This window comes from Legionella spiritensis (genome assembly GCF_900186965.1).
Classification (GTDB): Bacteria; Pseudomonadota; Gammaproteobacteria; order Legionellales; family Legionellaceae; genus Legionella_C; species Legionella_C spiritensis.
The window spans coordinates 370,865-386,354 of the sequence record NZ_LT906457.1; the positions used below are offsets into that span (position 1 = coordinate 370,865).

Below are 15,490 nucleotides of genomic sequence, written 5' to 3' on the forward strand. Positions count from 1 at the left end.
CGATGATGACTCCCCGGGAGATTGTGCAGGAACTTGATAAGCACATTATTGGCCAGGATCAGGCAAAACGAGCCGTGGCCATTGCCTTGCGCAATCGCTGGCGTCGCATGCAGATTTCAGATGAAACGCTGCGTGCTGAAATCATGCCTAAAAATATTCTGATGATAGGTCCGACCGGTGTCGGAAAAACGGAAATAGCAAGACGTCTTGCGAAACTGGCGCAGGCACCGTTTATCAAGGTTGAAGCCACGAAATTCACTGAGGTGGGTTATGTTGGCCGGGACGTGGATTCCATCATTCGTGATTTAGCCGATATTTCCGCCAAGCAGGAGCGGGAGCTGGCTATGCAAAAGGTAGAACAACAGGCTCAGGATGCCGCGGAAGAGCGGGTTCTGGATGCTCTGTTACCATCGGCGCGAGGTAGTCTCGTTGAGGCGGAAAAGGATACATCCACCCGCCAGATATTTCGCAAGCAGTTGCGCGAAGGCAGTCTGGATGACAACGAAATTGAAATTGAAATATCGGCGACGCCGGTTGGTGTCGAGATTATGGCGCCTCCGGGCATGGAAGAAATGACCAGCCAGTTGCAGGCCATGTTTCAGCAGGTAGGCAGCGGGCGTACCAAAACGCGTAAAATGAAAATTGGCAAAGCCATGAAGATTTTGCGAGAGGAAGAAGCAGGGAAGCTTATCAATGAAGATGATATTAAAATCCGCGCCCTTGAAAAAGTAGAGCAGCATGGCATCGTTTTTATTGATGAACTGGACAAGGTCGCGAAGCGGGCGGAACACGGCGGCGGGGACGTGTCACGCGAAGGGGTACAGCGCGATCTGCTACCCCTGGTTGAGGGATGTACGGTGTCGACCAAATACGGCATGATCAAATCGGATCATATCCTTTTTATCGCTTCCGGTGCGTTTCATGTTTCCAAACCGTCTGATCTGATTGCCGAGTTACAGGGGCGGTTGCCGATCCGGGTTGAATTGGGCGCCTTGAGTGTCGATGATTTTGTCCGCATATTAACCGAACCCAGCGCGTCCCTGACGGAGCAGTACATTGCTCTCATGGAAACGGAAGGATTGGCGTTGAGCTTTGATAAAACAGGGATTCAACGCATTGCGGAAGTAGCCTGGCAAGTCAATGAAACAACGGAAAATATTGGTGCCCGCCGCTTATATACGGTTATGGAGCGTCTGCTGGAAATGATTTCCTTTGAAGCGACCGATAAGGCCGGTGAATCCGTTCATGTCGATAAAGCCTATGTGAACAAGCATTTGGGTGAGCTGTTGCAAAATGAGGATTTGGCTCGCTATATTCTTTGATAACCGATTGGCTCGGGCATAGCTTGAGCCGTGTTGTGCAAAAGGCCATCCCTGTTGGCTGTAAATCCGATATCCTGTCTGATCCCGCCTGAAACGCGGGATCCTGTCCATTCGCACTTGTTGATCAATCATGTCCATAATGTAAAATTACTTAACAATTTTGTTAGGGTATGTAGTATAATGCGATTCATTTTATCTTGTGGGTGAGGGATTATGATCGCCATGCGTGAAGCTTATGGAGCCGGACTGTTACAGCGGAGTCACTGGCTGGGCAATATTATCGCCGGTATTATTGTCGGTGTGGTGGCGCTTCCTTTGTCCATGGCTTTTGCAATCGCCTCCGGCGCCAAGCCGGAGCAAGGTATTTACACGGCCATCGTGGCGGGTGTGGTCGTTTCCATCTTTGGTGGGACCCGTGTTCAGATTGCAGGTCCGACCGGGGCGTTCATCGCCATTTTAGCCGGTATAACCGTGCAATATGGTATGGATGGATTACAGATAGCCACGCTGCTCGCAGGATTTATATTGGTTATCATGAGCCTGTTGCGAATGGGAGCGGTTATCCGATTTATTCCCGATCCGGTTATAGTCGGATTTACCTCCGGCATTGCTGTGATCATCTGGGTTGGCCAGTGGAAGGATTTCTTCGGTCTGCCCGCGGTAGGCGGTGAACATTTTCACCAGAAATTATGGCATTTGCTCCAGGTTTTGCCGCATTGGCATATAGCCACGACGGCGTTGGCTGTCTTTTCCCTGCTTCTGGTTATCTATTCTCAAAAATGTCCCGGTTTGAAACGCGTACCGGGTCCATTGATTGCCTTATTGGCCGCAACTGTTCTGCAGGCTGTTTTCAATTTTAAAGGCGTTGCCACCATTGGCACGGCGTTTGGCGGGATCCCTTACGGTTTGCCGGCTTTTCATTGGCCGGAGTTAACCCTGTCGCGGGTGATCGAACTGATTGGCCCTGCTTTTGCCATCGCCATGCTCGGTGCCATCGAATCGCTGCTCTCCGCAGTCGTCGCGGATGGTATGACCGGCACAAGACACAATTCCAACCAGGAGTTGCTGGGGCAGGGATTGGCGAATATTCTGACGCCATTGTTCAGCGGGTTTGCCGCGACCGGCGCTATCGCCAGAACCGCGACCAACATCCGTAATGGCGGCAATACCCCGGTTGCAGGTATCGTTCATGCCCTGACACTGGTGCTGGTGCTCTTGTTGCTGGCTCCCCTGGCTGTCCATATCCCGCTGGCTGTACTGGCCGCTATTTTATTTGTTGTAGCCTGGAATATGAGTGAAGCGCGTCATTTTATCCGTATGATGAAACAGGCGCCGCGAGCGGATGTAGCTATTTTACTGATCACCTTTCTTTTGACCGTATTTGTTGATCTGGTCGTTGCCGTTAATATTGGTGTCATTCTGGCTATTGTACATTTTCTGAGACGAATGGCTTCCAGCGTCGAATTGCAATTAGCCGGCGACGAACAGCTTCAGGAAGAATTGTCTGAGGAAAATGTTTCCAAATTACCGGAAGGTGTTCTGGTTTACATTGCAAACGGCCCTTTGTTTTTTGCCGCCGTTGACAATTTCCAGCGTGCGCTGGCTACGACCCATACAGAGCCGAAAGTATTAATTATTCGCTTGCGCTGGGTACCCTTTATCGATGGCACGGCGCTGCGTTCTCTGGAGGACGTTATCAAAAATCTGCATAAACGGGGTGTTCGCGTCCTGTTTAGTGGTGCTAACGAACGGGTGCGCGGCAAACTGGATAAGGCGGGCATCACGGAACTGGTCGGAGTCGGCAATATGGCTAAGGATTTCCACACGGCTGTGACTCTATGTAAAACACTGGAAAAAGAGGGGGCGCTTTGGGAGCAGTCGACACTGCCGCTCGCTTCCGGTTATAACTCAGTCTGATTGGTTGTCATCAACGTTCGTATCGGCAAACAAGTGTTCCAGTGAAACGCTGAAACATTCGGCAAGTGCGTGATTACCCTTGCGAAAGAGTTCCCGCCAGGACGGACTTATGGTTTCAGGCAGCTGTTCTACCTCATTCGATGCCGGCAGGCGGTAGGGGAGCCTTTGACTAAGATCATAAAGGCTCAACTTGTTCATATCCTGACTCAGCATATACCGATTATCGGTGGTTTCATGGATCAATCCGGTTTCAGTCAGGCTGGCTATCATATCATTGACGTCAACTGCAAAAGGATAGGGACAGAGTTCGATCAATTGTTGCAGGGTTAAGCCTCGACCGTCCTCCCGCCGGGCAAGCCAAAGCTGGTGCAACCAAACCAGTGCATGAAAAAAACCCGGCAGAGGTGTGCCGGTGCGCCTCCTGTAATGGACCGAGAGCGCATAACATATCTCGGCACCAATAAGCGTGATCAGCCATACCCAGTACACCCAGACAAAGAATAACGGCAGGGTTGCGAACGCGCCATAAACCAGTTCATAGGTATTGTAGTGTGTGAGGTAATAGGCAAATGCGACCTTGGCCGATTCAAACAGCACCGTTGCAAAAATCCCTCCCCACAAGCCATGTATTAACCGGACGGGATGGTTGGGAACAACGACATACAAAAACGTAAATCCGGTCAAGGACAATAAGTAAGGTGCGGCGCTCAAGAGCAGGGATGGCGGCTGATGCGCTTTAATGAATGGCAGGGAAATCAGATAGGAGCTGGCGGCCAGACTTAAACCAAGAAAAATAGGAGCCAGGGATAAAATAGACCAGTAGAGCAGAAAGGCTGCTACGCCATGCCTTGGTGTGGCGACTCGCCAGATCACATTCATTGCCCGTTCAATGGTGAACATGACCAATAAGGCGGTAACAAACAGAAAGGCGACACCCCAGATGGATAATTTGGATACCTGTGCGGCGAAAAGCTGTAAGTAATTCTGAATGATTTTTCCGGTAGCCGGCACAAAATGCTGAAACACAAAATCCTGAACCGGATCGACCAGCCCCTGGAACACGGGAAACGAGGATAGAATGGCCAGCCCCACTGTCATCAGGGGGACAACGGCCAGTAAGCTGGTAAAGGCCAGAGCCGATGCCCGGTAGGTACAGCCGTCGTTAATAAAATTGATAGTTACGAAGCGAATAAAGGCGATGGTTTGCTTATAGTAATAATTGATATCTTCAATCCAGTTCATGAACGCGTATCCCATCCCGAGTCATGGTTTTTATCAGGCTGGTGCGACTTCCGCTTCCATACGTTTGGTGGGCGGTCCTGACAGTGAGAACGTACCAGCCCAGGGTAATTCAGATAATTAATTCCTGGGTTTTGTGCACTTATCCCATCCAAAAGCAGTCTGCAATAGGTAAGTGTATGGAATTACTATCGCACAGTATAAGTCAAATGGCTATCAGAGTATAAATCCTGTTGGCGCCTTCCAGTCGACGACCTTCACAGGCCTGTTATAACATGTTTTTACTGCCTGAGCCGCTTCTTTGTTGATCAGGGTGGAATTAAGCAATAATAGCGCTTGATCCTTACGTTGCGTGATAGAATACCATCCATTACGAGGAAATGAATGAGAGGAGTAGCAACGTGTCGGAACAATATCAAGGGCAGACAAGCGATTCCGAACTGGGAAAAAAATCAGAATACGATGATACGTATAATCCGGACAGGCTCTATCCCATTGCACGCTCAGGAAAACGGTCAGAGATAGGTATCGATCCCAATCGTCTTCCCTTTTATGGTTTCGATTGCTGGAATCATTACGAAGTGTCCTGGCTCAATGACAAAGGGAAGCCGGTTGTGGCTATTGCTGAAATTCTTTATAATTGCTCATCTCCCTTCTTGATAGAATCAAAATCACTCAAGCTGTATTTTAATTCCTTGAACAATACAAAATTCAAGCATAAAAGAGAGGTGGAGGTGATGATTAAAGACGATCTGGAACAGCGGGTTCAATCGGATGTCGCAGTCACTATTCACGAGCTTGGCCAATATTCGGGGTGGTCTATGTCCGAGGCGTTTCAGGGTGTGTGTCTGGATGCTCTGGACATCGAATGTTCCACTTATCAGGTCGACCCTTCCTTGCTGTCTGCTTCGGGAGACTCGGTTGAAGAGGTGCTTTATTCGGATTTATTGAAATCCAACTGCCTGGTAACCGGCCAACCTGATTGGGGAAGCGTACAGATTGCCTATAGAGGCCAACAAATTCATCGTGAGGGTTTGTTGCAATACATCGTTTCTTTCCGTAACCACAATGAATTTCATGAACAATGTATAGAGCGGATATTTGTAGACGTCATGAAGCGCTGCCATCCGGAAGAATTGACGGTTTACGGTCGTTATACCCGTCGCGGGGGATTGGATATTAATCCCTTGCGCAGTTCCCGGCCTGTATCATGGCCTAACCGCAATATCCGCCTGCTTCGCCAATAGGGACAGACTTTTTTAACGAGTGTTGACTCGAACGTTTAGGTAGTAAGTTATGAACAAAGAAAAATCATTAATGACCATGTTTCCCCTGTTTCTGGTGCTTTTTATTGATGGCATGGGACTGGGCTTGTTATTGCCTATTATGAACGCGCTGATCATGGAGCCGGAAACCGGTTTTCTAGCGGCTCATCTAAGCATAGGCGTCCGTGATTTTTATTACGGTCTGACCTTGGGTATTTTTATGATTTGCTGGTTTTTTGGTGCCGCGATCCTGGGTGATCTGTCCGATAATGTAGGACGTAAAAAATCACTGATGATTTGTCTGATAGGGGCTTTTGCAGGCTATCTGCTTTCCGCCCTTGCCGTGGTTTGTCAAAGTTATTGGGCGTTATTGCTCGGTCGCGTCATTGCCGGATTTACCGCCGGCAGTCAGCCTATCGCACAGGCCGCCATTGTCGACGTCAGCTCGGAGGAGGGCAAAGCCCGTAATATAGGCTTGATTCTGCTTGCGGTTTCACTGGGCTTCGTATTCGGCCCCGTTTTTGGCGGACTGCTTTCCGATGCACGTCTGGTGAGCTGGTTTAATTATGCGACACCGCTTTATTTTGCCTCGCTCATTTCCTTGTTGAACGCTTTCTTGCTGGCTATTACCTTCAGGGAAACCTTTACCAAGGCTTCGCAAAAAATCACTGTTCGCTGGCACCATGCTATCCATATTTTTGCGTCAGCCTTCCGACATCCGGCTATTGCCCGTTATTCCGTCGTTTTGCTGATCATGATTTTTGGATGGAGTAATTATTTTTCATTTATTCCGTTATATCTGTTGCAGATTTACCATTACAGTGCCATGCAGAACTCCTTTTTTCTGGCGGTGATGGGATTGGGTTTCAGTCTGGGGTGCGGTTACGTCGTGGATTGGTGTACAAAACGCTACAATTATGACGCTGTTGTGATCGCAGGCCTTGGTATTACTGCCTTAAACGTCTTGCTGGTACTGCTCAGCAGCCAGGAATGGGTGGCGTGGTTCGCCACGTTTGTTATTGGGGTTAGTCTGTCTGTGGCTTACTCCGTCCTGCTGACTATTTTTTCCAATCAGGTTGGTGAAAGCGAGCAAGGTTGGGTGATGGGCGTAACCGGCTCCATCATGGCGCTTTGCTTCGGATTAACGTCCCTGTTTACCGGGTTAATTGCCCATATGGGGGCGGGTTTACCGATGATACTGGCGATAGGCGGTTTGGGTTTCAGTGCCATGTTACTGTTTTTTGTGAAGCCGGAAACGGCCATGGCATAATGCCCAATCAGGCAAACATCGTAACTCAGGAAGATGTGTATGAATAATCCCTATATTCTCGTGGTTTATTACTCCCGTACCGGATCTACGGCGCAATTGGCGCAGTATCTGGGGCGTGGTGTGGAAAGTGTCGGGGGAATTGAAGCGCGGATCCGAACCGTTCCTCCGGTGTCGGCCACTTGTGAAGCGGTGGATCCGCCTGTTCCGGACAAAGGTGCGCCTTATGTTACCCTTGACGATTTGAAGGGATGCAGCGGCCTGGCTATAGGAAGTCCGACTCGCTTCGGTAATATGGCCGCCCCTTTAAAATATTTTCTCGATAGCACCAGTTCCTTATGGTTGGCCGGCGATCTGGTCGGTAAGCCGGCCTGTGCTTTTTCGTCATCATCATCCATACATGGCGGCCAGGAAACGACTTTGATCAGCATGATGCTGCCGTTGTTTCATCATGGCATGGTGATGGTTGGTTTGCCCTATACCGAACCGGTTCTCAATGAAACGAAATCGGGTGGAACACCTTATGGTGTGACGCATGTGGCTGGTATTGCTAATGATCAACCGGTCAACAGGGACGAGACGACTCTGGCGAAACATATGGGAAAAAGACTGGCTGATATTGCCCTGAAACTGGCTGTTCCATCTCATGGCGACACGGCTTGACGAAAATCACCCCTCTTTATTCTCGCGTTCCTCTTTGCTGCATGCCGGCTGTGGTCTTGATAGAAATCGCAGGATAGAAATGCGCGCGCATCCGGTCAGCGGCTTGCAATTATTGTCCGGTCTAAGTAAGGTCATGGCTTTTGTGGAAGAGAGAATCAGTGAAAATCATCAGTTTTAATGCCAACGGGATCCGGGCCGCCGTTCGCAACGGCTTTTACGAATGGCTGCTAGCTCAGAATGCCGATTTTGTCTGTATTCAGGAAACAAAATCGCAAGTCGGGCAGTTATTGCCGGAAGAATATTATTTCCCTCGCGATTATTTCTGTGAGTATTATGATGCCGTAAAAAAAGGGTATAGCGGTGTGGCTATCTATGCCCGGCGCAAGCCCGAGAACATCATTAAAGGGCTGGGATTTGATTATTGCGATCAGGAAGGTCGCTATATTCAGTTTGATTATCCTCAATTCAGCGTGGTATCTCTGTATCTACCCTCTGGAACCAGCGGGGACGAACGTCAAAGCGTCAAATACGATTTTCTGGAGCGGTTTGCTGATCATTTACTGCGTTTAAAAGAGGAAGGTCGGGAATTGATTCTTTGCGGCGACTACAATATCGCACATAAAAAAATTGATTTGAAAAATTGGCGTGGTAATCAGAAAAACTCCGGCTTTTTGCCGGAAGAACGGGCATGGATGGATCAATTGTTTGGTCCCATGGGTTTTGTGGACGCATTTCGGGTGTTGAATCAGGAGGAAGATCAATACACCTGGTGGTCCTATCGCGGACAAGCCTGGGCAAAAAATGTCGGGTGGAGAATTGATTACCAGGTTATTACGCCGGGATTAAAGGATTGCGTGTGTCGCGTTGCTGTTCATCGTGATGACCGATGGTCTGATCATGCGCCCTTGATTATTGAATACAGCGGAGAGTGGTATGCTTAAACTGGCAAGCTGGAATGTGAACTCGCTAAAAATTCGTCTTGATCAGGTGCTGTCCTGGCTTGAGGCAACCAATGTCGATATTCTGGCTCTTCAGGAAACGAAATTGATCGATGAAAACTTTCCTGTCCAGCCTTTTACGGATCGCGGTTTTCAGGTTGTTTATGCAGGCCAGAAAACATATAACGGTGTGGCGGTTATCAGCCGTCATCCCTTGAGCGAGGTTGTTACCGATATTCCCGGTTTGCCGGATCCGCAACGACGTATTCTGGCAACCACGGTTGCCGATATTCGCCTGGTTAATTTATACGTACCCAATGGTTCCGAGGTTGAGTCCGACAAGTACCACTATAAACTGGACTGGTTGAGTAAAGTTCATGCCTATATTCAGCAACAATTGCATATTTATCCCAGATTAGCCGTGGTTGGCGATTTTAATATCGCTCCGGACGATCGGGATGTGCATGATCCTGAAGAATGGCAAGGCTGTGTGCTGGTTAGCCCTCCGGAACGGCAGGCTTTCTCGGATCTGCTGAATCTTGGTTTGGTGGACAGTTTTCGCTTGTTTGTGCAGGAAGAGAAGCTGTACAGCTGGTGGGATTACCGCGCTGCCGGTTTTCGGCGTAACCGTGGTTTACGAATTGATCATGTTTTGTTGAATAAGGAGTTGGCATCGCACTGCCTTCGGTCTATCATTGATAAGGAGCCAAGACGACATGAAAGACCGTCGGATCATGCCCCTGTTATGGTTGAGCTGGAATTGCCGTTACAATAATCAGGATTTTAAATATCAAGAAAAGGACATCAAACAAATGAACACAATAAAACGATTCGGTATGGTCATGACGTTATTGGCCTCATCTGCTTCCTATGCGGCGAGCTTGCCCGTACCGGATCCTCTTTTAAAAATGAGTAAGGTGACATCGGCTACCAAGCAAGCCAATATGACACCCAAACAAGCCCTGCAACGTTTGAAAGAAGGAAATTTGCGGTTTGTTGGCGCACAGATGAAGCAGAGAAATTTTCTGGCTCAGGCCAAACAGTCATCCTATGGCCAATACCCGTGGGCAATTATTCTGAATTGTATGGATTCGCGCAGTGTTCCGGAGTTGTTTTTTGACCAGGGACTGGCTGATTTATTCATACTCAGAGTTGCTGGAAATGTTCTGAGTGACGATCTTCTGGGTAGTATGGAGTATGCAACCAAGGCGGTTGGCACGCCATTGATTGTTGTACTGGGGCATACGTCCTGTGGCGCCGTTGCGGGTGCGTGTCAGGGGGTGCGGCTTGGTCATCTCGATAATGTGCTTGATAAAATCAAACCGGTGATTGCGCAATCTCAAAAAGAGACCGGTACAGATAATTGCGGTCACGACGCGTTACTCAATGAAATAGCGAAAAATAACGCTTTACGGGCTGCGGCTCAAATACGGGAACAAAGCCCGATAATCAGCGAATTGATTGCCAAGGGTAAAGTTGGCATCGTCGCCGGTATGCATGACATTAAAACAGGTAAGGTGACGTTTTTTGAAGAGGGCAGGTTATTGCCAGGGGGAAAAAATTGATTTGATGCCCCATTTCTGTTAACCTTGCGCGTCATTTACAGTAGAGTATGGTGCCTGGCCTGGTTCAGGTGGCGATGCTTATTATAGAAACATAGAGAGTGGTATTATGAAATCGGCAATTCACCCTGAGTATGAAACAATTAAAGTGACCTGCAGCTGTGGCAACACTTTTGAAACAGGTTCTACCTTGTGCAAGGATTTGAGCGTTGAAGTGTGCTCGGAATGCCATCCGTTCTACACCGGAAAACAAAAATTGGTGGATACTGGTGGCCGGGTTCAGAAATTCCGCGATCGGTACAAGAAGCGATAATTGTCTTTCCATTATTCAAGAATAATAAATATATAAGTTTATGGTTTTATAGGAAAAATAAAAAGGCGCATCAATAATGCGCCTTTTTTTTGCAAAAATATCTGTTAATGTTTATTTTTTTTCTATATGATTTTTCGCTGTGTTAATAAACGAGAGAGTAGGTGTTTTGGATAAAGATAAGTTAAAGCAACGTGCATTGCATTATCATGAATTTCCGCATCCGGGGAAACTGGCAGTGCAGATAACCAAATCTACCAATTCACAAGATGATTTATCTTTAGCCTATACCCCAGGCGTTGCCGCACCTGTTCTCGCCATTGCCGAAAATCCGGATGATGTGTTTCGCTATACCGCCAAGGGTAATCTGGTTGCCGTGATGACAAATGGTACCGCGGTGCTGGGTCTTGGCGATATGGGCCCCCTGGCCAGTAAACCGGTTATGGAAGGCAAGGCGGTATTGTTCAAGCGTTTTGCTGACATTGATGTGTTTGATATTGAAGTGGCTGCGGAAAATGCCCAGGCATTTATTGCCACGGCAAGACGTATTGCGCCGACGTTCGGCGGTATTAATCTGGAAGATATCAAAGCGCCTGAATGTTTCGAGATAGAACAGGCTTTGATTGAACAGCTTGATATACCTGTATTTCATGATGATCAGCACGGAACGGCGATAGTCGTTGCCTCAGGTTTGTTAAATGCCCTTGATTTGCAGGGGAAAAAACTTTCCGAGGTGCGGATTGTCTGTATTGGTGCCGGTGCCGCAGGCATAGCGTCCATGCGTTTGCTGGTTGCCCTGGGTGCTGACAAGAAAAATATGCTGCTGCTCGATAGCAAGGGTGTGATTCATTCCGGGCGTGAAGATTTAAATCCTTATAAATTCGCATTTGCCCGCACCACGGATCGGAGAACGCTAGCCGATGCCCTGGTGGATGCGGATGTATTCATTGGTGTAGCCAAACCGGATCTTCTCAATGAGAAATTATTAAGATTAATGGCCCCGAAACCGGTCATTTTTGCCTTGTCCAACCCCAACCCCGAGATTAGCCCCGAACTTGCTCACCGATGCCGTGATGATTTGATAATCGCTACCGGACGTAGCGACTATCCTAATCAAGTCAATAATGTTCTCTGTTTCCCCTACATCTTCCGAGGAGCGCTTGATGTACGCGCGACATGCATCAATCAATCCATGCAGATTGCCGCAGTGGAAGCCATCCGACAACTGGTTCTTGAACCGGTTCCCCAGGTCGTAAAGGACAACTATCCTGGCGTTAGTAATTGGGATTTTGGTCCGCATTATATTATCCCTAAACCTATTGATCCCCGTTTAAAAGAACGGGTATCCCTTGCTGTGGCTAATGCTGCGATTGCGAGTGGCGTAAGTAAGGTCTAGCGTACCCAGTCGTATCATTCGACGCTTTCTAGTGCTTGACCAATAAGTTAAGGAGTTTGTTTTGCTTAAAAAAAATAGTAGATATTTGATCTTGGCCTGGTTAATTTGTGGTCTTGGTGCGGTTTTTTATAGCTATGAGTATTTATTAAGAATAACGCCCAGTGTTATGGAGCCCTCGCTCAGAGCGCATTTTAATCTGTCCGCAACCGGCTTTGGTTTGCTTTTAGGCATTTATTACGTTGCTTATGATTTTATGCAAATTCCTGTAGGTGTGTTGCTGGATCGATATGGCCCGCGAATCATGCTGACCATCGCTTGTTTGATTTGTGTGATTGGTACGTTTCTTTTCGCGGCAACCGATCTGTTCTGGGTTGCCGCTACCGGTCGCTTTTTAGTGGGTATGGGATCTGCGTTCGCGTTTGTCGGTGTATTGAAGTTGGCAACCATTTGGCTGCCTGAAGACAAACTGGCCATGGTGTCAGGTATGGCGGCTGCTCTGGGTACGATTGGTGCGATGCTTGGCGATAATTTGCTTGGTATCATGGTCATTCATTCCGGATGGCAGCAGACGGTCAATATAACCGCTGTTTTCGGTGTGATTCTGACTGTTGTTCTCTGGCTGGGTATACGTGATCGTAAAAGTTATCAGCGTCAACATGGAACCATCACCAGTTTTCATCAAAGTATGCGCGATTTGAGAATCATCCTCAGTAACGGCCAAATCTGGATCAACGGCCTTATCGGTTGCCTTGTTTACCTACCTACCACCGTATTTGCGGAAGGCTGGGGTATTCCTTACCTCAAATATGCCCAGGGGTTAACCCAGGAAAATGCCGATTTGGCCAACTCGCTGCTTTTTTTGGGATTTACCATAGGCGCACCGCTCATGGGATTCATTTCAGACAGAATAAAAAAACGTAAACTTCCCATTTTGTGCGGTGCGATAGCGGCAAGCATTGTCATTGCCATTATTCTCTATGTTCCGAATATTCCGGAACTTACAATTAATGCCCTTCTTCTGCTTCTGGGCATATTTTATAGTGTGCAATGTATTGTTTTTGCTATTGGCAGAGAATTGAGTCCCAGTGAAGCGGGGGGGACAGCCATGGCTATTACCAATATGATTGTGATGCTTGGCGCGTTGCTGTTGCAGCCGCTGGTTGGCCGATTGGTTGATTTTAGTGCATTCTCACACATCTCGGATGTTCAGCGATTGGCCTTGTCTGCCAGTAAAATGGAACAATTGTATTCGGCGCATGATTATCAATTCGCATTGTCGATCATTCCTGTGGGAATAATCCTTGCTGCCGTTTTAACCTACTTTTTGAAAGAAACTTATGCCGATATCCACGATGATGAAATCAGTTAGTAAAAATCAGATTATTTTAGGAAGCCTGATTTGTGCCGTAGGCGCCTTTTTTTATTGCTATGAATTTGTGCTGCGGATTTTACCGGGTGCGTTACAGAGTGAAATAAGCGCCGCTTTCGGACATATTTCCGCAACCACATTCGGCAAATTATCGGCTTTTTATTATTTTGCCTACTCTCCCATGCAGATGCCGGTCGGGATGTTGATGGATCGCTATGGCCCGCGCCGGTTGCTGACGTTTGCCTGCGTCAGTTGTACGGTAGGTTCATGGATGTTTACTTTTACGTCCTCCATGATGATAGCCTGTCTCGGACGCTTTCTGGTTGGATTTGGTTCGTCTTTTGCATTTGTGGGGGTGTTGTCACTGGCGTTACAGTGGTTGCCTGGGCGCTATTTTTCGCTTTTTGCCGGTTTAATTACAACGTTAGGTATGATCGGACTGGTTTATGGCGAGGTAAAAATTACAACCATGGCGGCCAGTATGGGGTTGATGGATGTACTGATGCTTATGGTGAATATAGGAATAGTTTTAAGCATTGTGACCTTTTTTGTTGTGCGAGACGGGCCGGAAGGTCGTCATGGCCGAAAAATACCGCTCCCCGCTTTTTTTGCCAATGTCCGTTTTGTACTCCTGTCTCCCCAGGTTTGGCTAATTGGCTTTGTTGGAGCGTGTTTATACACATCGTTGTCTGTTTTCGGAGAGCTCTGGGGTAAAAATTATCTGGAACAGGCACATCATTTGACCAAAGTAGAAGCCGCCCGATCCGTCTCAGCAATGTTTCTGGGCTGGGCTGTGGGCGCACCGCTTGCCGGGTATCTGTCTGATATTAGCGGCCGCAGGGTATTACCGTTAACCGTCGGAGCCGTTGTCAGTCTGGTATGTATCAGTCTGATTCTCTATTACCCCGGTTTAAGTTACACCTCATTAAATATTCTGCTGTTTCTCTATGGTGCTTTCAGTGCTACGGAAATTATTGTATTCATCATGGGGAAGGAAAACAGTGGCGCCAAGTTGTCAGGCACCGTATTTGCCGCCGTTAATATGATCGTAACGCTTGGAGGCGTCATTTTTCAGCCTCTGGTCGGCAAGTTGCTCGACACCTTTGGAGACAGCAAATTAATTGCCGGGGAGCACGTTTATACCGAGGTTGATTATCAACTGGCGCTTTCCGTACTGCCTATATCCTTGCTGCTGGTGATCATCCTGGCGTTTTTCATGAAAGACGCCAAATCGACCTATAATTGATGAACAGCCTGTTGTCACATTAATGTCAGCGAAACACCGCAACCAGTTCCTGAACGGGGTGGCGTTGTTTCGATTTGCAACTAATCAATCGTTTGACCGGAAACGACGTGATCTCGCCATGACGATAATGATACCTGGTAAAATCCGTATCATGGTTGGATATGATGACGGTAATGCCTTTGTTAGCCCAGTACATGGCCAATCGAGCCAGTTCGATTTGGTCCTCTTCGTTAAAGCGTTTATCAATATAGGATGAAAAATTGGCGCTGGCTGATAATGGGACATAAGGTGGATCGCAATATATGACGTCGCCGGGAACGGCCAATGCGAAAGTGTCACGAAAATCGGCATGGAGAAAACGGGCACGCTGGCTTTTTTGATGAAAAAAAGTCATTTCAGTCCGGGGGAAATAAGGTTTGTGGTAACGTCCAAATGGGACATTATAACGGCCATTGTTATTAAATCGGCATAAACCGTTATAGCCGTGCCGGTTTAAGTACAGAAAAAGCGCGGCCTTTTCCTGTGGATCGGCCGAGTGATTAAATTGCTCTCTCAGCCGGTAATATTGTTCGGCGCAATTATATTGCATCGAGAAATATCGTGCACAAAAATCAATAAATGTCGAACCTTCCTGTTTTAATATAGTAAACAGACTAATTAATTCCTGATTGCCCTCTGCCAGCAAATAATCAGGATAGGAAGAGTTAACGAATATTGCTCCTGAGCCGGTAAAGGGTTCAATCAATCGATTGCCAGGAGGCAAGGATGCCAGAATGGTTTCCAGGCAGCGGAATTTACCGCCTGCCCATTTTAAAAATGGTTTTGTTTTATTCATCATTAGGTAGTGCGTCATTTGAAAGGAAGTATTACTCAATACAACCAAAATGGCTAGCCCCGTTTTCTTTTAATTCTGCAAGAAAGGTTTCATTTTTTAAAAACGTCTACGTCCCGCGAACAAGTCGCGGCACGTGGACAATTTTAGAATAATTTGTATAT

Annotated in this window: 15 protein-coding genes; 13 read left to right on the forward strand and 2 right to left on the reverse strand. The window is 47.6% G+C overall.

All coding sequences use genetic code 11. The features are described 5' to 3' along the window. Window positions 1–2 precede the first annotated feature (2 nt). Together hslU and CKW05_RS01720 are read left to right on the forward strand one after the other, a co-directional pair. Entirely contained in the window at window positions 3–1,322 is a 1,320-nt protein-coding gene (gene hslU / locus CKW05_RS01715; RefSeq protein WP_231950734.1) for an ATP-dependent protease ATPase subunit HslU, read from the forward strand. 213 nt (window positions 1,323–1,535) lie between these two features. Further along, window positions 1,536–3,239 carry a SulP family inorganic anion transporter gene (locus tag CKW05_RS01720; RefSeq protein ID WP_058482674.1) on the forward strand — a complete coding sequence of 568 codons (1,704 nt, stop codon included), beginning with the start codon at window positions 1,536–1,538 and terminating at the stop codon, window positions 3,237–3,239. On the opposite strand, the gene CKW05_RS01725 is transcribed toward CKW05_RS01720, so the two are convergent. Then, on the reverse strand, window positions 3,231–4,481 hold the full coding sequence (locus CKW05_RS01725; RefSeq protein ID WP_058482673.1) for a YihY family inner membrane protein: 1,251 nt from the start codon (window positions 4,479–4,481) through the stop codon (window positions 3,231–3,233). The genes CKW05_RS01720 and CKW05_RS01725 overlap by 9 nt on opposite strands. A 398-nt stretch (window positions 4,482–4,879) precedes the next feature. On the opposite strand from CKW05_RS01725, the gene queF reads away from it, so the two are divergent. The 11 genes from queF to CKW05_RS01775 all read left to right on the forward strand — a co-directional run bounded on the left by queF (window position 4,880) and on the right by CKW05_RS01775 (window position 14,494). Beyond that, window positions 4,880–5,725 (forward strand): NADPH-dependent 7-cyano-7-deazaguanine reductase QueF, encoded by an 846-nt coding sequence (gene queF, locus CKW05_RS01730; protein WP_231950660.1) that lies wholly within the window; start codon window positions 4,880–4,882, stop codon window positions 5,723–5,725. A gap of 49 nt (window positions 5,726–5,774) precedes the next feature. Next, a complete protein-coding gene (locus CKW05_RS01735; RefSeq protein ID WP_058482671.1) occupies window positions 5,775–7,013 on the forward strand; it encodes an MFS transporter in 1,239 nt (412 codons plus the stop codon). Window positions 7,014–7,052: 39 nt separating this feature from the next. Next, complete coding sequence (wrbA, locus tag CKW05_RS01740; RefSeq protein ID WP_058482670.1) at window positions 7,053–7,673, forward strand: NAD(P)H:quinone oxidoreductase; 621 nt, start codon at window positions 7,053–7,055, stop codon at window positions 7,671–7,673. Beyond that, window positions 7,657–7,851, forward strand: a complete 195-nt coding sequence (locus CKW05_RS15280; protein ID WP_133141201.1) for a hypothetical protein — start codon at window positions 7,657–7,659, stop codon at window positions 7,849–7,851. Before wrbA ends, CKW05_RS15280 begins: the two co-directional genes overlap by 17 nt. Beyond that, window positions 7,832–8,614 carry an exodeoxyribonuclease III gene (locus tag CKW05_RS01745; RefSeq protein ID WP_058482669.1) on the forward strand — a complete coding sequence of 261 codons (783 nt, stop codon included), beginning with the start codon at window positions 7,832–7,834 and terminating at the stop codon, window positions 8,612–8,614. The genes CKW05_RS15280 and CKW05_RS01745 overlap by 20 nt, the downstream gene beginning before the upstream one ends. Further along, window positions 8,607–9,386 carry an exodeoxyribonuclease III gene (xth, locus tag CKW05_RS01750; RefSeq protein ID WP_058482668.1) on the forward strand — a complete coding sequence of 260 codons (780 nt, stop codon included), beginning with the start codon at window positions 8,607–8,609 and terminating at the stop codon, window positions 9,384–9,386. The genes CKW05_RS01745 and xth overlap by 8 nt, the downstream gene beginning before the upstream one ends. Window positions 9,387–9,423: 37 nt before the next feature. Next, a complete protein-coding gene (locus tag CKW05_RS01755) occupies window positions 9,424–10,176 on the forward strand; it encodes a carbonic anhydrase (protein WP_058482711.1) in 753 nt (250 codons plus the stop codon). A gap of 106 nt (window positions 10,177–10,282) precedes the next feature. Beyond that, on the forward strand, window positions 10,283–10,486 hold the full coding sequence (gene rpmE, locus CKW05_RS01760) for a 50S ribosomal protein L31 (RefSeq protein ID WP_082642723.1): 204 nt from the start codon (window positions 10,283–10,285) through the stop codon (window positions 10,484–10,486). A 166-nt stretch (window positions 10,487–10,652) separates the two neighbouring features. After that, a complete protein-coding gene (locus CKW05_RS01765) occupies window positions 10,653–11,879 on the forward strand; it encodes a malic enzyme-like NAD(P)-binding protein (protein WP_058482667.1) in 1,227 nt (408 codons plus the stop codon). Between the two features lie 61 nt (window positions 11,880–11,940). After that, the gene (locus tag CKW05_RS01770) at window positions 11,941–13,248 is read left to right on the forward strand and encodes an MFS transporter (protein ID WP_058482666.1); all 1,308 of its coding nucleotides are present in this window, start codon (window positions 11,941–11,943) and stop codon (window positions 13,246–13,248) included. After that, window positions 13,232–14,494: an MFS transporter gene (locus CKW05_RS01775; protein WP_058482665.1), complete on the forward strand. Its 1,263-nt coding sequence runs from the start codon at window positions 13,232–13,234 to the stop codon at window positions 14,492–14,494. The genes CKW05_RS01770 and CKW05_RS01775 overlap by 17 nt, the downstream gene beginning before the upstream one ends. Window positions 14,495–14,519: 25 nt before the next feature. Here CKW05_RS01775 and CKW05_RS01780 read toward each other — a convergent pair whose 3' ends face one another. Next, window positions 14,520–15,329, reverse strand: a complete 810-nt coding sequence (locus CKW05_RS01780; protein WP_058482710.1) for a Dam family site-specific DNA-(adenine-N6)-methyltransferase — start codon at window positions 15,327–15,329, stop codon at window positions 14,520–14,522. Window positions 15,330–15,490: the final 161 nt, after the last annotated feature.